Annotated in this window: 18 protein-coding genes and 1 tRNA gene; 13 read left to right on the top strand and 6 right to left on the bottom strand. The window is 60.7% G+C overall.

All coding sequences use genetic code 11. The annotated features are described in order from the left end of the window. The coding region (locus C8K44_RS17910) for a glycosyltransferase family 2 protein (protein WP_348626336.1) at nt 1-1,015 on the top strand (1,015 nt) is incomplete at its 5' end. Beyond that, nucleotides 1,012-2,364: a DUF6056 family protein gene (locus C8K44_RS17905; protein WP_146203957.1), complete on the top strand. Its 1,353-nt coding sequence runs from the start codon at nt 1,012-1,014 to the stop codon at nt 2,362-2,364. The genes C8K44_RS17910 and C8K44_RS17905, both read left to right, overlap by 4 nt. Before the next feature lie 176 nt (nt 2,365-2,540). On the opposite strand, the gene C8K44_RS17900 is transcribed toward C8K44_RS17905, so the two are convergent. Further along, a tRNA-Lys gene (locus tag C8K44_RS17900) sits at nt 2,541-2,616 on the bottom strand. A 269-nt stretch (nt 2,617-2,885) separates the two neighbouring features. On the opposite strand from C8K44_RS17900, the gene C8K44_RS17895 reads away from it, so the two are divergent. From C8K44_RS17895 to C8K44_RS17875, 5 genes are all read left to right on the top strand, one after another. Continuing rightward, complete coding sequence (locus tag C8K44_RS17895) at nt 2,886-3,224, top strand: hypothetical protein (RefSeq protein WP_109577144.1); 339 nt, start codon at nt 2,886-2,888, stop codon at nt 3,222-3,224. A 257-nt stretch (nt 3,225-3,481) separates the two neighbouring features. Next, complete coding sequence (locus C8K44_RS17890; protein WP_109577143.1) at nt 3,482-4,228, top strand: cytochrome c biogenesis CcdA family protein; 747 nt, start codon at nt 3,482-3,484, stop codon at nt 4,226-4,228. 98 nt (nt 4,229-4,326) lie between these two features. Beyond that, nucleotides 4,327-5,673 carry a bifunctional UDP-N-acetylglucosamine diphosphorylase/glucosamine-1-phosphate N-acetyltransferase GlmU gene (gene glmU / locus C8K44_RS17885; protein ID WP_109577159.1) on the top strand — a complete coding sequence of 449 codons (1,347 nt, stop codon included), beginning with the start codon at nt 4,327-4,329 and terminating at the stop codon, nt 5,671-5,673. A 158-nt stretch (nt 5,674-5,831) separates the two neighbouring features. Continuing rightward, entirely contained in the window at nt 5,832-7,655 is a 1,824-nt protein-coding gene (gene glmS, locus C8K44_RS17880; RefSeq protein ID WP_109577142.1) for a glutamine--fructose-6-phosphate transaminase (isomerizing), read from the top strand. 86 nt (nt 7,656-7,741) lie between these two features. Continuing rightward, the gene (locus C8K44_RS17875; protein ID WP_109577141.1) at nt 7,742-8,497 is read left to right on the top strand and encodes a DUF502 domain-containing protein; all 756 of its coding nucleotides are present in this window, start codon (nt 7,742-7,744) and stop codon (nt 8,495-8,497) included. On the opposite strand, the gene recG is transcribed toward C8K44_RS17875, so the two are convergent. Continuing rightward, the gene (gene recG, locus C8K44_RS17870; RefSeq protein ID WP_109577140.1) at nt 8,449-10,557 is read right to left on the bottom strand and encodes an ATP-dependent DNA helicase RecG; all 2,109 of its coding nucleotides are present in this window, start codon (nt 10,555-10,557) and stop codon (nt 8,449-8,451) included. The two genes, C8K44_RS17875 and recG, sit on opposite strands and share 49 nt — an antisense overlap. Before the next feature lie 92 nt (nt 10,558-10,649). On the opposite strand from recG, the gene C8K44_RS17865 reads away from it, so the two are divergent. Further along, on the top strand, nt 10,650-10,937 hold the full coding sequence (locus C8K44_RS17865) for a succinate dehydrogenase assembly factor 2 (protein WP_109577139.1): 288 nt from the start codon (nt 10,650-10,652) through the stop codon (nt 10,935-10,937). Nucleotides 10,938-10,945: 8 nt separating this feature from the next. After that, nucleotides 10,946-14,446, top strand: a complete 3,501-nt coding sequence (gene mfd, locus C8K44_RS17860) for a transcription-repair coupling factor (protein WP_109577138.1) — start codon at nt 10,946-10,948, stop codon at nt 14,444-14,446. A 60-nt stretch (nt 14,447-14,506) separates the two neighbouring features. On the opposite strand, the gene C8K44_RS17855 is transcribed toward mfd, so the two are convergent. Both C8K44_RS17855 and C8K44_RS17850 read right to left on the bottom strand, forming a co-directional pair. Then, on the bottom strand, nt 14,507-15,184 hold the full coding sequence (locus tag C8K44_RS17855; RefSeq protein WP_109577137.1) for a DsbA family protein: 678 nt from the start codon (nt 15,182-15,184) through the stop codon (nt 14,507-14,509). Between the two features lie 24 nt (nt 15,185-15,208). Further along, on the bottom strand, nt 15,209-16,936 hold the full coding sequence (locus tag C8K44_RS17850) for an extracellular solute-binding protein (protein WP_199227130.1): 1,728 nt from the start codon (nt 16,934-16,936) through the stop codon (nt 15,209-15,211). A gap of 327 nt (nt 16,937-17,263) precedes the next feature. Between C8K44_RS17850 and C8K44_RS17845 the strand changes: the two genes are divergently transcribed. Beyond that, nucleotides 17,264-17,890 (top strand): invasion associated locus B family protein, encoded by a 627-nt coding sequence (locus C8K44_RS17845; protein ID WP_109577158.1) that lies wholly within the window; start codon nt 17,264-17,266, stop codon nt 17,888-17,890. Between the two features lie 73 nt (nt 17,891-17,963). Here the strand turns inward: C8K44_RS17845 and hspQ are convergent, their stop codons facing one another. Further along, nucleotides 17,964-18,287 carry a heat shock protein HspQ gene (hspQ, locus tag C8K44_RS17840; RefSeq protein WP_109577135.1) on the bottom strand — a complete coding sequence of 108 codons (324 nt, stop codon included), beginning with the start codon at nt 18,285-18,287 and terminating at the stop codon, nt 17,964-17,966. Between the two features lie 226 nt (nt 18,288-18,513). Here hspQ and C8K44_RS17835 point away from each other — a divergent pair, with 226 nt between their 5' ends. Then, nucleotides 18,514-19,476 (top strand): AEC family transporter, encoded by a 963-nt coding sequence (locus C8K44_RS17835; protein WP_109577134.1) that lies wholly within the window; start codon nt 18,514-18,516, stop codon nt 19,474-19,476. Here C8K44_RS17835 and C8K44_RS17830 read toward each other — a convergent pair. Next, a complete protein-coding gene (locus C8K44_RS17830) occupies nt 19,473-20,702 on the bottom strand; it encodes a UbiH/UbiF family hydroxylase (RefSeq protein WP_109577133.1) in 1,230 nt (409 codons plus the stop codon). The two genes, C8K44_RS17835 and C8K44_RS17830, sit on opposite strands and share 4 nt — an antisense overlap. A gap of 389 nt (nt 20,703-21,091) precedes the next feature. Between C8K44_RS17830 and pcsA the strand changes: the two genes are divergently transcribed. Together pcsA and C8K44_RS17820 are read left to right on the top strand one after the other, a co-directional pair. Beyond that, nucleotides 21,092-21,832, top strand: a complete 741-nt coding sequence (gene pcsA, locus C8K44_RS17825; RefSeq protein WP_109577132.1) for a phosphatidylcholine synthase — start codon at nt 21,092-21,094, stop codon at nt 21,830-21,832. Between the two features lie 4 nt (nt 21,833-21,836). Continuing rightward, the gene (locus tag C8K44_RS17820) at nt 21,837-22,814 is read left to right on the top strand and encodes a quinone oxidoreductase (RefSeq protein ID WP_109577131.1); all 978 of its coding nucleotides are present in this window, start codon (nt 21,837-21,839) and stop codon (nt 22,812-22,814) included. Nucleotides 22,815-22,832 lie beyond the last annotated feature (18 nt).

Below are 22,832 nucleotides of genomic sequence, written 5' to 3'. Positions count from 1 at the left end.
GTCACGGACCTCAGGCGAGAATTTGTTCGTTGTCTTGCTCATATCAGCTCCAATCTCTCAAAAGTTGGAGCCTCCGGCAAACCCGGGGCGGTTCATAACGGTCATCGTTCCCGTCAAGAACGAAGAGGAATCGATTCCGCATTTCCTGGAGCAATTTGCGGCGCGAGTCCCAGGGGACATTGCTCACTTTGGCTTTCTCTTTGTCGATGACGGATCGACCGACAACACGATCGATGTCCTTCGGAGGATTTGCCTTGCGGATTCGCGAGTCAGTTACCTCAAACTGACGAGAAACTTCGGCAAGGAAGCCGCAATGACCGCCGGCATCGATCACGTCGATTGCGATGCGGCGATCATCATGGATGTCGATCTGCAGGATCCGCCGGAGGTCATTCCGCTGCTAATCGAACAGTGGCAGAACGGCTACCACACGGTTTTTGGCCTTCGGGCAGGGCGGGATGCGGACACCGTTTCAAAGCGCGTCACGGCCGGGCTTTTCTACAAGGCCTTTAATTCGGCATCGCACCTGCCGATACCTAGTGATGCAGGTGATTTTCGGCTCATCAGCAAAAAGGTAATCGAGGCACTTCGCCTTTTGCCGGAGCGCAACAGGTTCATGAAGGGCTTGTTTGCCTGGCCTGGATACTCGGCCATCGGCGTGCCCTATGAAAGGCCGGCCAGAGCCAAGGGTGAAACGAAGTTCAATGCTTGGAAGCTTTGGAACTTCGCAATCGACGGCATTGCCAGCTTCAGCACCGTGCCATTGAGAATATGGACGTATTTTGGAATGGTCGTTTCGGTCGCCGCGTTGCTTTACATGCTGACGATTATCGGCAAAACGCTGCTTTTCGGTAACGACACGCCGGGTTACTCGTCGCTCATGGCTGCCGTTCTGTTTTTTGGTGGTGTTCAGCTCATTTCTGTTGGTGTTCTTGGGGAGTACATCGGTCGATTGTATATCGAAGCCAAGGGGCGCCCGACATATCTTATCGAGGAAGATTCACGGACTACATGAAAGAGCGCATCGCAAAATACTTTGCACGAACAGAGAACGACGAGCCCATTTCCCCGCTTTTGGTCATTCCAGCAGCACTTTTGCTTATCGTACTATTTGCAGCAACGGTTACGTTCTCTCCCATTAACGGCGAAGACTATGCTCTCGGCCTGATCGACAACGGTCAAGGGATTGTTGAACGCCTTGTCTGGTTTTCTGAACACGCTTCACGCCAATGGTGGGGGTGGAACGCCAGACTAGGTGAGATGCTGTCCATCTTTTGGCTGGCAATGCCGAACGTTTTTCTAAACGTTACCGCAATGCTTGCGATTGTTGCGTTTTGCGCGCTCGTTTCTGTCCTGGCGTTGAAATCGACGAAACTGGATCGCACCTTTCTACTGGCTTGGGCAACCTCACTTGGACTTACCTACATACTTTGGCCACGCTACGAGATTTTTTTCTGGCGTACGACTGTAGCTGGATATCTGCTCCCGCTTTTGTTGGTCATGCTGCTCGTCGCCATTGTTTCGGTCCGTCCGCTCACCCACCGCGTCTATACGAGCAAAGTTCCATACGGCCTGAGTGCGTTGCTGGCGGTTTTATGCGGCCTTAGCTTCGAGAACCTGCCGCCGTTGCTGGTCGTGTATGTTGCGGCCAATTGGTATTTTTCTCCCGTGGAACGGAGAACGCGCGAGCACGCCATCAAGGACGCAGGAATTGTTCTGGCACTGCTGGTTGGTTGGGGCGCGCTGATGCTTGCGCCTTCAACCGCCTTGCGCACGCAGTGGTATCGCGATCATCTGGGTTACGACCCAACTGCCTGGTATTGGATCCGCCGGGTAGCCGATGTCATCGGCAGGTTTGCGGTGTCGTCTGCTATAATCTCCGCATTGGGATTTGCGGCTCTTGCTGCCATGATCCGAAAGAACGGCATCAAGAGCCAGGCGGATATCCTGGTACTTCTGATTCCAGCAACTCTGTGCGTTGTATCGTTGGTTGCGGCGCCGTACACTGAGCCACGTGCTTTTGCATTCGCCTGGATTGTTTCCATGGTGACATGCACGCGATTTGTAATCCAGTTTGCGAACAAAACGGCATTTGTCGCAATGTACATTCTTGCACTGGGCAATGCCGCGGTGACCCTGCCTTTCTACATCGATTTCAATCGGAAGTTCACTGCGCGGGACGCCTATGTAAGGCAGCATGTCGGTTCCGATGCATGCAAAACCGGCCTCCAGATATCGCCTATTGCAACTCACGTTTGGTCGGGCCGTCTGCAAAATCGCGACCGCTGGGTAAAGGCGATGCTTCCGCTGGTGTCGGAATATTACAAGTGCAAGCTCGTAATGGATGATGTCCGCGACGGCTGAAATGCCTGATTGCGACTCACGCACGGGAGTTCGCGGAACTGGATTTGGCCAAGATTCTGGGCCACCGGATTTCATATGGCGGGAGTTCGGCATTTCACTCTGCGAATTCCGCGCAGCGCTGGTGCCTTGCGGGCGTTCCCAAACATGGAGGAGTATCGACTGTATTTCGATCTATTTGGTGGGCGGGATGGGACTCGAACCCATGACCATTCGATTAAAAGTCGAATGCTCTACCAACTGAGCTACCCGCCCGACCGTACATAGCTGCTTTACTGGCTGAGCTACGCGCTCTCAAGGCCCGCTTGGCGACCTCGAAATTCGGGCGGAACATAGGGAGAGTGCTTCGGCGGGTCAACCGGAAAAACGCCGTTGCAAACAACCTGTTGAAGGCGGGGTTCCGAGAGGCCTTGAAGGATATCAGGTTGGCGTAATATTACCGGTCGATGATATTGCAGGCGTCATATGCCGATGCTAGACGATATCGCCCAATATCGGGCCGTTGTGGTTCTGGACATTCATAAATGCGCATCCTTTTGAAACTTGCTGTTGCTTCCACTTTGGCCATGTCGGCCCTTTCCACCGTGGCCCAGGCCGAGGATCTGGTCTTTACCCTGAAGAACGGCACGACTTCCGTGTTGACGAATTTCTATGCCTCGCCCGTCGGCGTCGACCAGTGGGAAGACGACATTTTTGGCCGCGATACACTGGGGGCAGGCGAAAGCATGCAAATCACCATCGCTGATGGCCGCAGTGTTTGCGAATACGACATGCGCTTTGAATTCGAGGAAAGCTCGGACCTCGATACGACCACCGACAAGCAGAATCTCTGCGAGCTCGGCGAATACACGATCCACGAATAATCGCCGCCCAGGGATAGGCGACAACGCAGCGCAGCTGGCATCTGCATCTTTCCCCAAATCGGAAACGATTGCCGAAGGAACTTGCATAGAGTCAAAGACTTGGAGTGTCCTTTGCGCGTTTAATCCGGCGCACGGGGCGGTCATTGAAACCTGTACGGGTCGGCAACAGCCGGCCCGGCAAAGCCCACAAAATGGTGATTGGTGCCGGAATGCCGCTGCGGCTATAGCGGCGCCTGTACTTCCGTGGAGCGGCATGAATGGCATTGGACGTCGGTTATCTCACCGCATTGGGGGCAGGAGCGCTGTCATTTCTTTCGCCTTGCGTGCTGCCGCTGGTGCCACCTTATCTCTGCTACATGGCCGGCGTTTCGGTCGACGATTTCAAGGCTGAAGGCACAACGGCGACAGTTTCGCGGGCGCGGGGTCCATTGCTTGCCGCGTCCGGCTCGTTCGTACTCGGATTCACCACCGTGTTCGTGTCGCTCGGCGCGGGCGCTTCGACCATCGGCCAGTTGCTGCGGACATGGCAGGAGCCGCTGGCCATGGCGGCGGGCGTACTCATCATCCTGATGGGACTCAATTTTCTCGGCATACTGCGCATTCCGCTGTTGTCGCGCGAAGCGCGCTTCAAGTCGCGGGGCAAGCCAGCGAGTAACCTTGCAGCCTATCTCATGGGGCTGGCCTTCGCTTTCGGCTGGACGCCGTGCATCGGGCCAGTCCTCGGGCCGATCCTGACGCTTGCCGGCGGGCGCGAGACAGTAGGCGAGGGCGCAATGCTGTTGGCAGTCTATTCGCTCGGACTAGGCATTCCGTTCCTGATCGCTGCCATGTTCTCCGGCGCTTTCATGCGCTTCCTGTCGAAGTTCAAGGTGCATCTTGGCAAAGTCGAAAAGGTGATCGGCGGCCTGCTTGTGGTCGCCGGCGTGCTTTTCCTGACCGGCGGCATCCAGACCGCGTCCTATTGGCTGCTCGAACGTTTTCCTGTCCTTGGACAGCTTGGCTAGCCTAAAAGCCGTTCGAATCGTCTGTGCATTGGAGGCGATTGCCAGCAATGCTAAAAAGGTGGCCGATTCCAGCCGCCTTCACAAATCCGGACGACACCATGACCCAGAGAACCTGCCTGTCGATCATCCTCGCCGCCGGTGAAGGCACACGCATGAAAAGCGGCCAGGCCAAGGTGCTGCACCAGATCGCCGGACTGCCTATGGTGGCGCATGTCGCCAGGGCGGCCGAGTCGGCGGGCGCGGACGCTGTCGCGCTCGTGGTCGGCCATGGCGGCGACGCCGTAAGGAAGGCCGCGGAAGCGTTTGCGCCAAAAGCCGCTGTCTTCGTCCAGGCAGAGCGGTTGGGAACCGCGCATGCGGTGCTGGCTGCGCGCGATGCGATCGCAAAAGGCCGTGACGACATCTTGGTGATGTTTGGCGATACACCGCTGGTCGAGGCCGATTCACTGGCCTTGGCGAGGGCAAAGCTCGCCGAAGGCGCCGCTGTTGTCGTGATAGGCTTTCGACCACCGAACCCGGCAGGCTACGGCCGCCTCGTCGAGACGGCCGGCAAGCTGGTGGCGATCCGCGAGGATAAGGATTGCACCGACGAAGAGCGCAAGATCGGGTTCTGCAATGCCGGCTTGATGGCGATTTCCGGGGCGCATGCGCTCAAGCTGCTCGAACAGGTTGGCAATGCCAACGCCAAGGGCGAGTTCTATCTCACCGATATTGTCGAGATCGCCGACAAGGCCGGTCTGACTGTGGTTGCGATCGAGGCAAGCTTTGAAAGCGTGCTGGGTATCAACAACCGTGCGGAACTGGCCGAAGCGGAAGCCATCTGGCAGAAACGCCGCCGCCGTCAGGCGATGGTCGACGGGGCTACGTTGATCGCACCCGAGACTGTGTACTTCTCTCACGACACCGAAATTGGCGCCGACGTGCTCGTCGAGCCGAATGTCTGGTTTGGGGTGGGGGTAAAAATTGCCGATGGCGCGACGGTTCATGCCTTCAGCCATCTGGAAGGCGCTAGTGTTGGCCCGCGTGCCGAGATCGGTCCGTTCGCGCGGCTGCGGCCGGGGGCGGAGATTCATGAAAAGGCCAAGGTCGGCAATTTCTGCGAGGTCAAGAAGGCGACGATCGAAAAGGGCGCCAAGGTCAACCACCTGACATACATTGGCGACGCACGGGTTGGCGCCGGCGCCAACATCGGCGCAGGCACGATCACCTGCAACTATGACGGCTATTCGAAGTTCTTCACCGACATCGGCGAAGGAGCCTTCATCGGCTCGAATTCGTCGCTGGTGGCGCCAATCGTCATCGGCGCAGGCGCCTATGTCGCCTCCGGCAGCGTCATCACTGACCAGGTGCCGGAAGATTCGCTGGCCTTTGGCCGCGCGCGGCAAAAAACGTTGCCGGGTAAAGGCAAGGAACTGCGGGAGCGTCGGGCTTCGGCAAAGAAGTAGGGGTTTCCGGCAACTGCGTCACAACCGCGCCGCGCAATCTTGCCGTTTTCAGATGGTTGACTGCTGAAACGCAGCGAAATCGAATGTGACTTTCGCTTGGTGCCCACTGTGCCTACAAAGCCGACAGGGTTTGAGCGGAATGCTATGGGGGCGAAAGCATGTGCGGGATTGTTGGGATTGTCGGCCAGACGCCGGTGGCGCCGCTCATTGTCGATGCGCTGAAACGGCTGGAATACCGTGGCTATGATTCAGCCGGTGTCGCCACCATCGAACGTGGCGAGCTGGCGCGCCGCCGCGCCGAGGGTAAGCTGGTCAATCTTGAACGCCGCCTCAAGGAGGAGCCGCTCGACGGGCTGATCGGCATCGGCCACACGCGCTGGGCGACGCATGGGGTGCCCAACGAGACCAACGCGCACCCGCATTTTTCCAGCGGCGTGGCGATCGTGCATAACGGCATCATCGAGAATTTCGCCGACCTGCGCGAAGAGCTTAAGGGCGACGGCTACGAATTCACCTCGCAGACCGATACCGAGGTTGTCGCGCACCTGATCGCGCGCGAGCTTGCCCGCGGAGCCAAACCCGTCGATGCGGCACACGCCGCGCTAAAGCGGCTCAACGGTGCATTCGCGCTGGCCATCATGTTCAAGGGCGACGAGGATTTGATCGTTGGGGCCCGCAACGGCCCGCCTTTGGCGATCGGTCATGGCGAAAGCGAGATGTTCCTGGGCTCGGATGCCATTGCGCTGGCGCCCTTCACCGATTCTGTCACCTATCTTGAGGATGGCGACTGGGCGGTGGTGCGCCGCAACGAATTCCAGATCTACGACATGGAACGGAAGCCGGTGGAGCGCCAGAGGCGCCAGTCGGTCGGCACCAGCTATCTCGTCGACAAGGGAAATCATCGCCACTTCATGGAAAAGGAAATCCATGAACAACCGGAGGTGATCTCGCACACGCTGGCGCACTATCTCGACTTCACGCAAGGGGTCTCGAAGCCGCTCGACCTGCCGTTCAATTTCGCCGACATCGATCGCCTGGCCGTTTCGGCCTGTGGCACCGCCTATCTTGCCGGGCTGGTGGGCAAATACTGGTTCGAACGCCATGCGCGGTTGCCGGTCGACATCGATGTGGCCTCGGAATTCCGCTATCGTGAGATGCAGATCTCGAAGAAAAGCGCGGCATTCTTCGTATCGCAGTCTGGCGAAACGGCAGATACGCTGGCGTCGCTGCGCTATTGCCGCAGGGAAGGCGTGCCGATCGGCGCCATCGTCAACGTGCGCGAATCGACCATGGCGCGCGAATCCGACGTAACGATGCCGACGCTGGCGGGGCCGGAGATCGGCGTCGCCTCGACCAAGGCTTTCACCTGCCAGCTTTCTGTGTTGGCGGCGCTCACCATTCGCGCTGCCTCACAGCGCGGAACGATTACACCCGAGGAAGAAAAAGCGCTGGTACGCAGCCTTTCTGAGGCGCCGCGCTATGCCGCCCAGGTGCTCAAGCTCGACAAGCAGATCGAGAAGGTGTCGCGTGAGCTGTCGTCGTACAAGCACGTGCTTTACCTCGGCCGCGACACCAATTTTCCGCTCGCCATGGAAGGTGCGCTCAAGCTCAAGGAAATTTCCTACATCCACGCCGAAGGCTATGCCGCCGGCGAGCTGAAGCATGGGCCGATCGCGCTGATCGACGAGAACATGCCCGTCATCGTCATCGCCCCGCACGACCGCATCTTCGAAAAGACCGTTTCGAACATGCAGGAAGTGGCGGCGCGCGGCGGCAAGATCATTCTGATCACCGACCAGAAGGGTGCTGCCCAGGCGACGGTGAAGACGATGGAAACCATCGTGCTGCCCGATGTTCCGGAATTCATCGCGCCGATCATCTATGCCTTGCCGATCCAGATGCTGGCCTATTTCACCGCCGTGTTCATGGGTACCGACGTCGATCAGCCACGCAATCTGGCCAAATCGGTGACGGTGGAGTAGGGCAACGCCGCCCCCTACGAAGATCGCTGTTTCAATGCGCTGTCCGGTTCACTAATGTTGCGCTGCAAATAGGGCGGCGGTGAACGATGTCGGACGCATACAAGGTTTCGGCCATGACACGGCTGAGGAACTACTTCCTCACCGGTTTCATCGTCTGTGCGCCGTTGGCGATCACCATCTACATTGCCTGGTCGTTCATCGGATGGGTCGATTCCTGGGTGAAGCCCTACATCCCCAACAGTTACAACCCCGACAATTATCTTTCCATCAAGGTGCCCGGCTTCGGGCTGATCGTGGCGCTGGTTCTGATCACGCTGATCGGCTTTCTGGCCGCCAATTTCATCGGCCGGGCTATCGTGTCCTTCGGCGAACGTCTGCTCAACCGCATGCCTCTGGTGCGGGGGCTCTACAAGGCGCTGAAGCAGCTGTTCGAGACGGTGCTGTCGAACAAGAGCGAGATGTTCCGTACGGTTGGAATGGTCGAGTATCCGCGAAAGGGTGTTTGGTCGCTGGTCTTCGTCGCCAATGAAAAGCAGACCGAGATCAACGACAAGCTGGACAAGGAAGGCGATCCGCTGATCGCGGTCTTCATGCCCTGTACGCCCAACCCGACGACCGGCTTTCTGATGTATGTGCCGAAGTCCGACATCGTCGTGCTCGACATGAGCATCGAGGACGGCGCCAAGCTGATCGTTTCTGCCGGGCTGGTGGCGCCCGAGGTCAAGAGCAAGGCCGCCGCCAAGGGTGTGCTCGTCGACGGCCCGATGGGCAATCCAGCCCCCGGCGAACTGCCTCAGCCGGCCCTGAGCAAGCGAACCGCCTCATCCCTGCCGAACAGGTAAAGCAGCAGTCGCAGCGCCTCGCCGCGTGGCGACACCAGATCAGGGTCGCGGGAAAGAATCAGGCGCGCGTCGTCTCGGGCGATTTCCAGCAGGTCGGCGTGCGCCTCGATGCGCGCGATCTGGAATCCGGGCGTGCCGGATTGGCGCGTGCCCAGCAATTCGCCTTCGCCGCGCAATTTCAGGTCTTCCTCGGCGATGAGGAAGCCGTCCTCGGTGTCGCGCATGGCCGACAGGCGGCGCTTGGCGGTTTCGCCGAGCGGATCCTTGTAAAGCAGCACGCAAGATGAGGGCTTCAAGCCACGACCGACACGGCCACGCAGTTGGTGGAGCTGCGCAAGGCCAAAACGCTCGGCATGTTCGATGACAATGATGGTGGCATCAGGGACATCAACGCCGACCTCGATGACGGTGGTGGCGATCAAGACCCGGGTCTCGCCAGCCTTGAAAGCGCGCATCGCCTCGTCTTTTTCAGCGCCTTTCATGCGGCCATGTACGAGGCCGATGCGGGAGCCGAAGACGGGTTGAAGCGAGGCGAAGCGGTCCTCGGCCGACATCAGCTTGATCTCTTCGGATTCTTCGACAAGCGGGCATATCCAGTAGACCTTCTGGCCCTCGGCCACGGCATCGCTGACGCGGCCGACCAACTGGTCAATCCGTTCGAGCGGCAGGGTAACAGTGCGGATGGGCTGACGACCGGCGGGCTTTTCGGTGAGGCGTGAAACGTCCATGTCGCCGAAGGCTGTGAGCACCAGCGTGCGCGGGATTGGCGTGGCCGTCATCACCAGCATGTCGGGCGCCTGGCCCTTGGCGTTCATGGCAAGGCGCTGGTGCACGCCGAAGCGGTGCTGCTCGTCGATGACGGCGAGCGCCATATCGCGGAAAGTGACCGTTTCCTGAAACAGGGCGTGCGTGCCGATGACGATGTCTATCTCGCCGCTTTCGAGGCCAGCCAGAATCTGCGCCCGTTCGCGGCCTTTTTCGCGACCGGTGAGCACAGCGACGGATATGCGGGCGCGCTCGGCCAGCGGTGCGATGGTGGCGAGATGCTGGCGGGCGAGAATTTCGGTCGGCGCCATGAGTGCTGCCTGGCCGCCGGCCTCGACGGCACGCGCCATGGCGAGCAGCGCGACGACCGTCTTGCCCGACCCGACATCGCCCTGCAGCAACCGCAGCATGCGTTCTGGCTTGGCGAGGTCGGCGTCGATCTCTTGGAGTGCCGTCTGCTGCGAGCCAGTCAGGGAATAGGGCAGGGCCGCGCGCAAGGCATCGACAATGCGGCCGTCGCCGGTCAACGGCCGCCCGTGCAACTTGCGAACCCGGGCACGAACGAGCGCCAGCGAAACCTGGCCGGCCAGCAGCTCGTCATAAGCAAGCCGGCGCCACGCGGCGTTTTCAGGAGAAGCGTCGATGGGATCGGTTGGGTTGTGAATGCGCTGGAGAGCCGCCGCAAAAGTTGAAAAGCTTTGGCGCCGCATCAGTTCGGCATCGAGCCATTCGGGCAAGACCGGCAGACGCTCAAGCGACTGGCCGATGGCGCGGCGCAGCACCTTGGACGACAGGCCGGCGGTCAGCGGATAGACCGGCTCTATCAACGGCAGCTTATCCGCCTCGCTGGCAAGGGCGATGTGATCGGGGTGGACCATCGAGGGGCGGCCATTGAACCACTCCATGCGGCCCGACACGATGACGTGCTCGCCCTCCGGCATCGCCTTTTCAAGATAGGCGGCGTGCGCGTGAAAGAAGGTCAGCGCAATCTCGCCAGTGTCGTCATGGGCAAAGACGCGGTAGGGCGCCGCGCGGTTGCCGCGTGGTGCCGGCTGGTGGCGGTCGATGCGCACGTCGAGCGTGACGATGGCGCCTTCGGCGGCGAGCGCGATGCCGGGACGATTGCGCCGGTCAATCACGCTGTTGGGCAGGACAAACAACAGATCACCAACCCGTGCCGCGCGGTCACCCAGATCGGCCGGAACGACTTTTTCGATCAGCACTGCGACCTTGGGTCCGATGCCGGCGAGCGATGTGATGGGGGAGAACAACGGATCAAGCAATGATGGGCGCATGATGTCAGCTTATGCGCTGGAGCAGCCCGGGCAAAGGCTGACATAGCTGGCTATCCACGCTATATGCGCCTCGACATCAGAGGATTGCTGACATGACCGGATCGACACGCTCGAGCGAGGGGCTTGATGCACGCAGGCGCAAGCTGCTGTTTCGCTCGTGGCATCGAGGCATGCGCGAGATGGACCTGATCCTGGGAAGCTTCGCCGATGCCAACATCGACAAGCTCAGCGATAGCGACCTGGACCACTACGAGATATTGCTCGACATCACCGACAAGGAATTGCTGTCGTGGATCATCGGCGAGCACCCGGTCCCGGCTGCTGTCGACCATGACGTCTACCGCCAGATCGTGGCATCGCGCGGCGCATTCACAGCCTGAGTGAAATCATGAGCCTGATCAAACCAATCGGCCTGCCCAAGGGTCGCGCCGGACAGTTCATCGTCGATGGCGTCGCCGACGGATACGAGGCTTTTGCGCTCGCAACCGCGGTGGCCGAGATTGCGCCGGACAGGCCAATGTTGTTTGTCGCACGCGACGGCCAGCGCCTGCCACAGATCGTCGAGGCGCTAGCGTTCGTGGCCCCCGAATTGCCGGTACTCGAACTGCCTGCCTGGGATTGCTTGCCGTACGACCGTGTCTCGCCGGGTTCGGACGCCGCAGCCCGCCGGCTCGGAGCGCTGGCGGCGATGATCGCACTCAGGAAGGAGCCGCACCGGGCGATCGTGTTGACCACGGCCAATGCCCTGCTCCAACGCGTCCCTCCGTCGGCTGCGATCGAAGCGCAGGAATTCCGCGCCAAGCCGGGAAACCAGGTCGAGATGAACCAGCTTGTTGCACGGCTGGAACGCGCCGGTTTCGAACGCGTGCCGACGGTGCGCGGCGTCGGCGAATTCGCCGTGCGCGGCGGTATCCTCGATCTCTACGCGCCCGGTGCTGCGGATGCGCTGCGTCTCGATTTCTTCGGCGACACGCTGGAGACGATCCGGGCCTTCGACGTCGCCAGCCAGCGCACGACGGGTAGCAGGAACTCCGTTGTCTTGCAGGCGATGAGCGAAGTTGCGCTGACGCCCGACACGATCAGCAAGTTTCGCCGCAGCTACATCGAGGCTTTTGGCGCGCCCTCACGAGACGACGCGCTTTATGCCGCGGTCTCCGAAGGCAGGCGCTTTGCCGGCATGGAGCACTGGCTGCCGTTCTATTATTCGCATCTCGAGACGATTTTCGACTACCTGCCCGACGCGCCGGTGGTGTTCGACCATCTGGCACGCGAGGCGCTTGGCGAACGCCATACGCTGATCCTTGATCACTACGATTCCCGCCGCAAGCAGGCGGAGGGCAAGGGCCTCAAGGACGCCGTGCCCTACAAGCCGGTGGCGCCGGAGCAGATATACCTGTCGCCGGACGAAGTGACGTCAGCACTCGCGGACCAGGTCAATGCCGAGCTTACGCCCTTCGACACGCCCTTTTCGAGCGGGCGCAGGGTGCTGCACGCCGGTTCGCACGCTGGCCGCAGCTTTGCCGAGGAGCGCGCCGACCCCAACGCCAATGTCTTCGACGTGGTCGCCAGGCACATCGCCGACCAGCGTGCCGCCAAGCGGCGTGTCGTCGTTGCGGGCTGGACGGAAGGCTCGCTGGACAGGCTGACGCAGATCCTCGACGAGCACGATCTCGGCAATCTCAAGCGCGTGGCGAACCTTGCCGAGGTCGAGGCGCTGAAGCCGGGCGAGGCGGGGCTCGCCGTGCTGCCGATCGAGGCCGGCTTCGAGGCCGGCGAACTGGTGGTCGTAGCCGAGCAGGACATTCTCGGCGACCGGCTTATCCGGCGGGCGAAGAAACGCAAGCGGGCCGCCGATTTCATAGCGGAAGCGTCGTCGCTATCAGCAGGCGACATCGTCGTGCACGCCGACCACGGCATTGGCCGCTTTGTCGGCCTGAAGACCATCGAGGCGGCAGGCGCGCCTCATGACTGCCTCGAAATCCACTATGCCTCAGACGGGCGGCTGTTCCTGCCGGTCGAAAACATCGAACTACTGTCACGCTACGGGTCGGATTCGGCCGAGGCCCAGCTCGACAAGCTCGGCGGCGGCGCCTGGCAGTCGCGTAAGGCGAAGCTCAAGCGGCGTTTGCTTGAAATGGCCGGCCAGCTGATCAAGATCGCAGCCGAACGGCACATGCGCGAGGCGCCGGCGATGAACCCGCCGGACGGCGTCTATGGCGAGTTCGCCGCACGTTTCCCCTATGAGGAGACCGACGACCAGCAAAGCGCCATCGATTCCGTGATGGAGGATCTTGGCGCCGGCAAGCCCATGGATCGCCTGATTTGCGGCGATGTCGGCTTCGGCAAGACGGAAGTGGCGCTGCGCGCGGCCTTCATCGCGGCCATGGAAGGTTTCCAGGTAGCAGTGGTCGTGCCGACGACACTTCTATCGCGCCAGCATTTCAAGACTTTCACTCAGCGCTTTGCCGGCCTGCCGATCAAGGTGCGACAGGCATCGCGGCTTGTCGGCACCAAGGAACTGGCCGAGACCAAGCAAGGCATCGCCGACGGCACTGTCGACATCGTCGTTGGCACGCATGCGCTGCTGGGCTCGTCGATCTCGTTCAAGAATCTCGGGCTGCTGATCATCGACGAGGAGCAGCATTTCGGCGTCAAGCACAAGGAACGGCTCAAGGAACTGAAGAGCGACGTGCATGTGCTGACGCTGTCGGCGACGCCGATCCCGCGCACGCTGCAATTGGCGCTGACCGGGGTGCGCGAGCTTTCGCTGATCGCCACCCCGCCTGTCGACCGCATGGCGGTGCGCAGCTTCATTTCGCCCTACGATCCGCTGGTCATTCGCGAAACGCTGTTGCGCGAGCGATACCGCGGCGGCCACAGTTTCTATGTCGTGCCGCGCATTGCAGACCTCGCGGAAGTGCATCAATTCCTTCAGGAATCAGTGCCGGAACTGAAGGTCGCTGTCGCCCACGGCCAGATGGCAGCGGGCCAGCTCGACGACATCATGAACGCCTTCTACGATGGCCAGTATGATGTGCTGCTGTCGACGACGATCGTCGAATCGGGCCTCGACATTCCGACGGCGAACACGCTGATCGTGCATCGCGCCGACATGTTCGGCCTCGCCCAGCTCTATCAGCTGCGCGGACGCGTCGGCCGTTCCAAGGTGCGCGCCTATGCGCTGTTCACGCTGCCGGCCAACCGGACGCTGACCACCACGGCCGACCGCAGGCTCAAGGTGTTGCAGTCGCTGGACACGCTGGGGGCCGGCTTCCAGCTCGCCAGCCACGATCTCGACATCCGCGGTGCCGGCAACCTTCTGGGCGAGGAACAATCCGGCCACATCAAGGAAGTCGGCTTCGAGCTCTACCAGCAGATGCTAGAGGAGGCGGTGGCCGAGCTGCGCGGCAGTGGCGAAGCGATCGACACCGGCTGGTCGCCGCTGATCGCCGTCGGCACGGCTGTGATGATCCCGGAAAGCTACGTGCCGGACCTGCAGCTCAGGCTTGCGCTTTATCGCCGCCTCGGCGATCTGGAAAACACCGAGGAGATCGACGGTTTCGGCGCCGAGCTCATCGACCGCTTCGGACCGCTGCCCGACGAGGTCAAGCACCTGCTCAAGATCGTCTTCATCAAGGCGCTGTGCCGCAAGGCCAATGTCGAGAAGCTGGACGCCGGACCGAAGGGCGTGGTGGTGCAATTCCGCAAGAAGGAGTTCGCCAATCCGGCGGGGCTGGTGCGCTACATCGCCGAGCAGGGTTCTCTGGCCAAGATCAGGCCGGACCACTCGGTCGTGTTCGCCCGCGACTGGCCAAACCCGGAAAAGCGGCTGGCTGGGTCGGCCGTGATCATGACGCAACTTGCGAAGCTCGCCGAACAGGCCGCCTGATACAAGAAACCCTCACCGCCACGGGGCGGTGAGGGTTTTCGTTTTCGATCAATCAGAAAGTCAGTTGAGCGTCGGCTCGCCGGCAGCCTTTTCGGTTGCGACCTGGCGGATGGCGTCGGCGAGGGTGGCGGAATCCTGGGCGCCCATCACGGCGTACTTGCCGTCGAGCAGGAAGCACGGCACGCCCGTGATACCCATGCGCGAGGCGGTCACGATCTCGTTGGTCACGTCGTCGCGGTCTGCATCCGTGGCAAGCAGCGCTCCTACTACCGCCGCATCCATGCCGGCGGAACGGGCAGCCTCGATCAGAACGCCATGGTCGCCGATATCCTTGCCTTGTTCGAAGTAAAGGCTGAACAGCGCGCGCGCGAGCTTGTCCTGGACTTCGTTGCCGGACGCGGCGGCCCAGCGGATCAGGCGGTGGGCGTCGAGCGTATTGGGCGCAACTGATATCGCGTCGAAATCGAACGAGATGCCTTCGACCGCGCCGAGCGAAACCAGATTGGCATGGACCTGCTGCAGGCGTGCCTCGTCGCTGAATTTCGACAGCATGTAGGCCTTACGCTCCTTGCCCTCGGGCGGGATGGTCGGATCGAGCTGGAATGGCCGCCAACGCACCTCGGCCTTGATCTCGGGAAGGCTGGCAAGCGCCCTTTCGAGGCGCTTCATGCCAAGAAAGCACCATGGACAGACGACATCGGAGACGACGTCGATGGTGAGCTGGTTCTGATCGGTCATGGAAAAGCCCTTGATTGCACCTGATTACCCGCCCTGACTCCACCAGACCGGCAATTGATAGCCAAATATGGGTGTTTTTTCCGGATGTTTTAGTCTCTTGGCAAAAGCAATCCACTGCTCTGAGTTATGCTGCATCGGAACCATGTAGTTGCCAGAGATCAACAGGCGGTCGAGAACGCGCACGGCAGCGACGAAATCGTCCTTCTCCCGCGCCTGCAGCATTGCTTCGATGGCGGCGTCGATGGCCGGGTTGGCGACGCCGGCAAGATTGAACGAGCCTGGCTTGTTGGCGGACGACGAACCCCAGCGGCCGATCTGTTCAATGCCGGGCGACAAGGTACCCGTGAAACCGGTCACCCCGATCAGGACGTCGAAATCGAAAGCCTGCTTGCGCGACTGGATCTGATCGGCCTCAAGCGCACGAATGGTCATGACGATGCCGAGCTTTTCCAGTGCGCGCTGGTAGATAGCGGCCAGACGCTGCTCAGCTTCGGACGAGGTGAGGATTTCGAAAGTGAAGGGCTTTCCCTCGGGGTCCAGCATCTTGCCGCCCTGCAAGGTGTAGCCGGCACTCTTGAACAGGTCGAAGGCAGCCTTGAGCACCTTGCGGTCCTGGCCGGAACCGTCAGTGACTGGCGGGCGCCAGGTGCCGTCCATGACGTCCGGCCGCACTGCGCCAGGGAAGGGTGCAAGGAGCGCCTTTTCCTTGTCATTGGCCGGGACGCCGAAGGCCGACAGTTCCGAGCCCTGCCAGAAGCTGACCGTGCGCTCATATTTGCCACTGAACAGGTTACGGTTGGCCCATTCGAAATCGTAGAGCAAACCGAGCGCCTGGCGGACAACCGGGTTCGAAAACTTCGGCAAGCGCGTGTTGAACATGAAGCCGGTGACCACCGGCGGCAGACCGCTCTTGAAGGTTTCAGCCACGATGTCGCCGTTCTGGAAGGCGGGGAAGTCGAAACCGCGCTCGCGCTTGACCGGATCGGCTTCGGTGAAGGTGTCGCAGATGCCCTTCTTGAACGCCTCGAACTGGGCGGCAGTGTTGAGGAAATACTCGATGGTGATCTGGTCGTAGTTGTCGAAGCCACGTTTCGAGGGGATGTCGCGCGCCCAATATTCGGGATTGCGCTTGAAGACGATGCGCTCCCCGGGCTTCACTTCGGCCACTGTATAAGGGCCGCTGCCGACAATTGGCTTTAGTGTCGTCTGGTCGAAAGTCGCCTTGTCGAAGGCGTGCTTGGGCACGATCGGCGTCAACGCGATGATCAACGGGTATTCGCGATCAGCCTTGTCGTTGAAGGTGAAGCGGACGCTGAGATCGCCGGTCTTTTCGATCTTCTCGATCTTGGACATGCGGTCACTGTAGGGCGGACGGCCCTTTTCGGTGAAGACTTCATAGGTGAAGATCACATCGTCGGGCGTGATGGGCTGTCCATCAGACCATTTGGCATTCGGGTCGATGTTGAACTCGATCCACTTGCGGTCAGGATCGATATCAACCGACTTGGCCGTGAGGCCGTAGACACTGAAAGGCTCGTCGGCGCTGCGCTGCATCAGCGATTCGAACACGAGATTGCCATAGATCGTGTCGAGCATGCCGCGCGCGGTGGTGCGCAAGCTCTTGATGATGAATGGATTGAGATTGTCGAAGCTGCCGATGACGCAATAGGTGATCTTGCCGCCCTTGGGGGCATCCGGATTGGCATAGGGAAAGTTCTTGAAGTCGTCCGGTAGCGCGGGCGTGCCATGCATCGAAAGGCCGTGCACAGGTTCGGAATTGGCCGCGCGCGGGGCAAGAAGAGCGATTGCAGCGGTGGCAACCAGCAACGAAAGAGTGCGTCTCACGACGATTCTCCACGAATTCGGGGAAGCTTTTATGATTCGAAGCGTAGCGCACGCGGACGAGGGCCGTCCATTGCTCGGACATGCTACAAGAAATGCGCTAAAACGGGCTGGATTCACGGCGCGCGGCAGTGTAACAGGCGCGGCGAAGTCATGCTGTTGCCTCATTTGCCCAACAGGTAGCGTCGACACACAGCTTGGGCCGGTTCCGGGATTGTTTGAGAGGAATTCATGAAGATGACGAGCCAGAAATTCGACGGTCTCCGCCTGTCGGTCTTGGCGACCGGCGTAGCCGGTGTGCTGGCATCGGGCCTCGCACCTGCCGCCGCGCAGCAGCAGCAGATCCCGCAGGGCTGGTTCAAGGCTTGTTCCAAGCAGGCTGACGTGGACATCTGCAACGTTCAGAACATCCTGACCGCCAGCAACGGCCAGCTGGTGACCGGCATCTCGATGATCGAGCTCAAGGGCAAGGTCAACCGCAAGGTGTTTCAGGTTACCGTGCCGAGCGGCCGCCTCGTGCCTCCCGGCATTGGCCTTCAGGTCGATGGCGGCAAGGCCCAGAAGCTCGAATACGTGATCTGCTTCCCGGACCGCTGCGTCGCCGAGATCGCACTTACCGATCCGCTCGTCGCCTCGTTCAAGAAGGGCACCGAGCTCACGCTGACGTCGATCAACTTCCAGAACCAGCCGAACCCGATCAAGGTTTCGCTGTCGGGCTTCACGGGCGCCTTCGATGGCGAGCCAATGAAGCAGTCGGACCTGGAAGACCGCCAGAAGAAGCTTCAGGAGTTCGTGTCGAAGAACAACGAGGACTTCGCCAAGAAGCTCAAGGAAGAGCAGGACAAGGCAAAGACCGCCAACTGATCGTCCGGACAGATCTGAAATCAAGAAAGCGGGGTTTTGGCCCCGCTTTTTGTTTGGTACCGGCTAATTGAGCCTAGTGGCTGATGCGCGCCTTGGGGGCGTAGCGTCCATCGGACGTCTTGTCGAAATACTCACCGATCTGGGGATGGCGAACCGGCTCGCCGGAACTGTCCTCGAGAAGGTTCTGTTCGGAGACGTAAGCGACGTATTCAGTCTCGGCGTTTTCGGCCAGCAGGTGATAGAATGGCTGGTCGCGACGAGGGCGCACGGCCGCAGGAATCGCGTCGTACCATTCCTCGGTATTGGCGAATTCGGGGTCGACATCGAAGATCACGCCCCGGAACGGAAAGACACGATGGCGCACCACCTGTCCTATTGAGAATTTAGCCGTCTTCATGCGGATCACCCGATACCGCGCATGATCGTCGAATCACACGCGCTTTCAATCGCTTAGGTCGCAATCCGGATCGAAGTAGCCCTCCAGTCCCTCTGATTGTGCCTTCCTAGTCTCCTATTTGGCGCAGCAAGGCAGCCATTTCAATGGCATAGCGCCTTGACGTGCTGTCAGGCCGCACGATACCGCCAATTGAAACGTTCATGCGACGCCAAGCAGGAAAGTGCCTATGTCTGAGGTGATCGGTCTGGTCCTCCCGTTCTTCGGGCTGATCTTCATGGGCTTCGTGGTCGCCCGCATTACCAGACAGCCGCTCGAAGCCCTCGGGTGGATGACGACCTTCATCGTCTATGTCGCGCTGCCGGCACTGTTTTTCCAGCTTTTGGCCAAGACGCCGTTCGAACGCCTGACCGAATGGGGTTACATCTTTGGCGCGGTGTTTTCGACCTTCATCATTTTCTCGCTGATGTTTGCAGCGTCCTACATCAAGGGGCGCGGCGAGATTGCCGAATCGACGATCAAGGGCCTGGCGTCTGCCTACGGCAATATCGGCTATATGGGCCCAGGACTGGCCCTGCTTGCCTTCGGCGAGGAGGCCGCGGTTCCGGTGGCGCTGATCTTCTGCTTTGAAAACATCATGCACTTCACCATCGCGCCGATGATGATGGCATTGGCCGGCGACGAGCCGCGCCCGCCGCTGAGCGTCGCCGCGGACGTGGCCAGGAAAATCGCATTCCACCCGTTCATCATCGCTACAGCCGTCGGCGTGCTGGCGGCCTATGTCGAGTTTCGTCCGCCTTTGCCGGTCGAGCGGTTCCTCGAATATCTGTCGCGCGCGGCAGCACCGTGCGCGCTGTTTGCCATGGGCGTGACGCTGGCGCTCAGGCCGCTCAAGCGCGTGCCACACGAGATGGTGCCGATCGCGCTGCTCAAGCTGATCGTGCATCCGCTGCTGTGCTACGTCGTATTGAGCTGGATCGGCAACTTCTCGCCGGTATGGCTGTTCTCGGCGATGCTGCTTGCGGCTTTGCCGACTGCGACCAACGTGTTTGTCATCGCGCAGCAATACGGCGTCTGGGTCGAGCGCGCCTCGGCAAGCGTGCTAGTGACCACCTGCCTGTCGGTTCTGACGGTGACCGGACTGCTCTACATGATCCAGCACGGCATATTGCCGCCGGATCTCTTTCCCTAGTCCGCCGCGGCGTCGCGTGACCGGCGCGGCGCACGCAGGCTTGAGGCGAGGGACGAAAACCCGCTGCCGGGCCTCAGGCCTTCGCGCATGAAGAAGGCGCGCACGGGCGAAAAGCCCCCAAGGAAGTTGAGCCCCGCGCTGCGCGCCAATTGCGCCGGCAGCATGTCGGACAAAAGCGACCTGTTGAGCAGGTTGACCGCACTTGTGCGCGCAAGAATGTCGGGGCGCCGTGCGGAATCATAGGCGGAAAGGGCTGCCGGCGCGCCAGGATCATCAATGTGTTTCGTTACGATTTCAACGAGTTGGTCGACATCCCTGATGCCGAGATTCAAGCCCTGAGCGCCGATTGGCGGGAACACATGCGCGGCCTCGCCGACAAGTGCCACTCGATTGTGGGCAAAGCGCTGGGGCAAGTAGGTCGACAGCGGGTAGATCTGCCTGCCGCCTTCGACGGTGACGCGGCCCAGCATCGACTGCATCTGGCGTTCGATCCGCAATGACAATTCAGCATCGTCGAGGTCGGCGAATTCCTTGGCCGTCTCCGGCCGTAGCACCCAGACCAGGCTGGAGCGACGACCGGGTAGAGGTACCTGTGTGAACGGCCCGGTTTCGGTGTGGAACTCGGTTGAAGCGAAGGCGTGGTCGCGGCTATGCGCGAAATTGAGCACCAATGCGGCCTGCGGCAGCGAGCGGGCGCTCGCGGAAATGCCGGCAGCCTCGCGCGCCGGCGAATTCCTGCCGTCCGCAGCGACGGCCAGGGGAGATTCGACCGACGTTCCATCCGAAAGAGTGGCAACGACCTTGCCGGGCTCGAAAGTCCAGTTTTCGACCATCGCGCGGCGCCACTCGATGCCGGCATGGGCTTCGGCCGACTTTTCGAGGACTGCGTTGAGAATCCGGTTCTGGAAATTGAAGCCGAAATGTTCCTCGCCGATCTCGCCCGCGCGGAAGGTGACGATCGGGCTGCGGATCAGACGCGAGGTTCCATCGATGATGCGCATCACCTTGAGCGGCGCCGCATCGCGGGTCAGCGCGTCGAGAACGCCGAGACGATCAAGGAATTTCAATGCCGGCACCATCAGGGCGGTGGTGCGGCCGTCGTCGGCGCGCGCGGGCGGTCCCGCGAGGATGACGCCAAAGCCGGCATTGGCCAAGGCGAGGGCGGAAATCAGCCCGACCGGCCCCGTGCCGGCAACCAGAATGCGGGAATGTTTGTCGACGCTCATGTGCCGCCGTCCATGCTGCCGAAGTGCCGACTGCGCACCTCTGTTGGCCTGATATAATGCGGCTCCGAGCCATTGATCAACGCGGCGTTTCATCCCATTGAGTTGGCACGGGATATCCTGGGATGATTTTCCTGTTTCTTACGCGGCGGGCCGTTTGCAAAGGCGCCGAGGGAACTGTACTTGACGCACCGATCCACCCTTTAGTCCGGCTTTCAGCTTGTCTGAAAAGCGGCCCTGCTATTAAGTGCCTGAAGAAGCGGAGATTGCCGAATTGCAAGTTGGGCCGAGCGACGGAGGAGAAGTAAGTTCCCGCTGCGCAGCCCCCTTTTACTTGCATGCGGCACGCTCGTCCGCTGGTTTGATGTTTGAAATCTGGATTGGCGGGAACCTTGAAGCCTAAAAAAGTCACATGGCCACAGGCTCGCGCCTTTTCGGTGCATCTGCTTACTGCGTCGGGGTCATTCCTGGCGTTCCTGTCGCTCGTCGCAGCGAGCGAGGAACGCTGGACGGCGATGTTCTGGTGGCTGGGGCTGGCGCTGTTCGTCGACGGTATCGACGGGCCGATCGCGCGCAAGCTCGAGGTCAAAGAAATCCTGCCGACATGGTCGGGCGAGTTGCTCGACAACATCATCGACTACGTCACCTATGTGCTGATCCCGGCCTTTGCGCTCTACCAGAGTGGCTTCATGGGCGAGGGGCTGTCGTTCCTGTCGGGCGCGATCATCGTCGTATCGAGCGCGATCTACTACGCTGACACGGGCATGAAGACGAAGGAGAACTTCTTCAAGGGCTTCCCCGTCGTCTGGAACATGGTGGTGTTCACGCTTTTCGTCATCGAGCCCGGGCAATGGGTGTCATTCGGCGTGGTCGTCGTGGCAGGCATACTGACGTTCGTGCCGATGAACTTCCTGCATCCTGTGCGCGTCATTAGGCTGCGGAACATAAACCTGCCGATGACGCTGATCTGGTGCGCGTTCGGTACCGCGGCACTGCTGCAGCAAATGCACGCAAGCGAGTGGATCAAGATCGGTATTGCCGTAAGCGGAATCTACCTTTTCTTCATCGGCGGCGTGATGCAATTCTTCCCCAAGCTGGGCGCTAAGCCTGGACTCGACGCCGAGAAGGACTGACGGCATGCCGAAAGCCATACGCGTCCATGCCCACGGCGGTCCCGAAGTCTTGATCTATGAGGACTGCGATGCCTCACGCCCCGGTCCGGGGCAGGCGCTGATCCGCCACACCGCGATCGGCCTCAACTTCATCGACGTCTATTTCCGCACCGGCCTCTATCCCGCGCCCAACGGCATGCCTGTGATACCCGGTGGGGAAGCTGCAGGCGTTGTGCTCGAACTGGGCGAGGGCGTCGATTGGTTCAACGTCGGCGACCGCGTCGCATATGCCGTGCCTACCGGTGCCTATTGCGAGGAGCGGGTGATTGCCGCCGACAGGTTGGTCAAGGTGCCTGACGGCATCAGCGATGAGCAGGCCGCGGCGATGATGCTGAAGGGCATGACCGCAGAATACCTGCTTCGGCGAACCTTCAAGGTCAAGGCCGGCGACATTGTCCTTTACCACGCCGCTGCCGGCGGGGTCGGGCTGATCCTCGGGCAGTGGGCCAAGCATCTTGGCGCAACCGTGATCGGCACTGCAGGTTCAGATGAGAAGGTGAGCCTGGCCAAGGCGCACGGCTTCGACCACGTCATCAACTATAGCGCCCAGGATTTCGTCGCCGAGGTAGCCAGGATAACCGACGGCAGGAAATGCGATGTCGTCTACGATTCCGTCGGCAACGATACGTTCCCTGGTTCGCTCGACTGCCTGAGGCCCATGGGCACTTTCGTGAGCTTTGGACAGTCGTCAGGGCCGATCCCGCCCTTCAGCATTTCGCTTCTGGCGCAAAAGGGTTCGCTCTATGCGACGCGGCCGACCATATTTGCCTACAATGCCAAGCGCGAAGATCTTGTGCGTTCGGCAAACGCATTATTTGACGTGGTGCTCAAAGGCGCGGTCGAAGTCAGCATCAACCAGCGTTACGCGCTTCGCGACGCCGGCCAGGCGCATGCCGATCTCGAAGGCAGAAGGACCACGGGGACAACGATACTTATCCCTTGAGTTTTCACTTAATTTCTT

It is taken from the genome of Aminobacter sp. AP02, from assembly GCF_003148805.1.
In the GTDB taxonomy this organism is placed as follows: domain Bacteria; phylum Pseudomonadota; class Alphaproteobacteria; order Rhizobiales; family Rhizobiaceae; genus Aminobacter.
Note: the sequence above shows the minus strand (reverse complement) of the source record. Positions and strands in the feature narration are given on the sequence as shown.

Bases quoted from the DNA above. Each gene is read 5' to 3' on its own strand.
- C8K44_RS17905 (WP_146203957.1), top strand. From the start codon at position 1,012: ATGAAAGAGCGCATCGCAAAATACTTTGCACGAACAGAGAACGACGAG.
- C8K44_RS17895 (WP_109577144.1), top strand. From the start codon at position 2,886: ATGCGCATCCTTTTGAAACTTGCTGTTGCTTCCACTTTGGCCATGTCG.
- C8K44_RS17890 (WP_109577143.1), top strand. From the start codon at position 3,482: ATGGCATTGGACGTCGGTTATCTCACCGCATTGGGGGCAGGAGCGCTG.
- glmU (WP_109577159.1), top strand. From the start codon at position 4,327: ATGACCCAGAGAACCTGCCTGTCGATCATCCTCGCCGCCGGTGAAGGC.
- glmS (WP_109577142.1), top strand. From the start codon at position 5,832: ATGTGCGGGATTGTTGGGATTGTCGGCCAGACGCCGGTGGCGCCGCTC.
- C8K44_RS17875 (WP_109577141.1), top strand. From the start codon at position 7,742: ATGTCGGACGCATACAAGGTTTCGGCCATGACACGGCTGAGGAACTAC.
- recG (WP_109577140.1), bottom strand. From the start codon at position 10,557: ATGCGCCCATCATTGCTTGATCCGTTGTTCTCCCCCATCACATCGCTC.
- C8K44_RS17865 (WP_109577139.1), top strand. From the start codon at position 10,650: ATGACCGGATCGACACGCTCGAGCGAGGGGCTTGATGCACGCAGGCGC.
- mfd (WP_109577138.1), top strand. From the start codon at position 10,946: ATGAGCCTGATCAAACCAATCGGCCTGCCCAAGGGTCGCGCCGGACAG.
- C8K44_RS17855 (WP_109577137.1), bottom strand. From the start codon at position 15,184: ATGACCGATCAGAACCAGCTCACCATCGACGTCGTCTCCGATGTCGTC.
- C8K44_RS17850 (WP_199227130.1), bottom strand. From the start codon at position 16,936: ATGCATGGCACGCCCGCGCTACCGGACGACTTCAAGAACTTTCCCTAT.
- C8K44_RS17845 (WP_109577158.1), top strand. From the start codon at position 17,264: ATGACGAGCCAGAAATTCGACGGTCTCCGCCTGTCGGTCTTGGCGACC.
- hspQ (WP_109577135.1), bottom strand. From the start codon at position 18,287: ATGAAGACGGCTAAATTCTCAATAGGACAGGTGGTGCGCCATCGTGTC.
- C8K44_RS17835 (WP_109577134.1), top strand. From the start codon at position 18,514: ATGTCTGAGGTGATCGGTCTGGTCCTCCCGTTCTTCGGGCTGATCTTC.
- C8K44_RS17830 (WP_109577133.1), bottom strand. From the start codon at position 20,702: ATGAGCGTCGACAAACATTCCCGCATTCTGGTTGCCGGCACGGGGCCG.
- C8K44_RS17820 (WP_109577131.1), top strand. From the start codon at position 21,837: ATGCCGAAAGCCATACGCGTCCATGCCCACGGCGGTCCCGAAGTCTTG.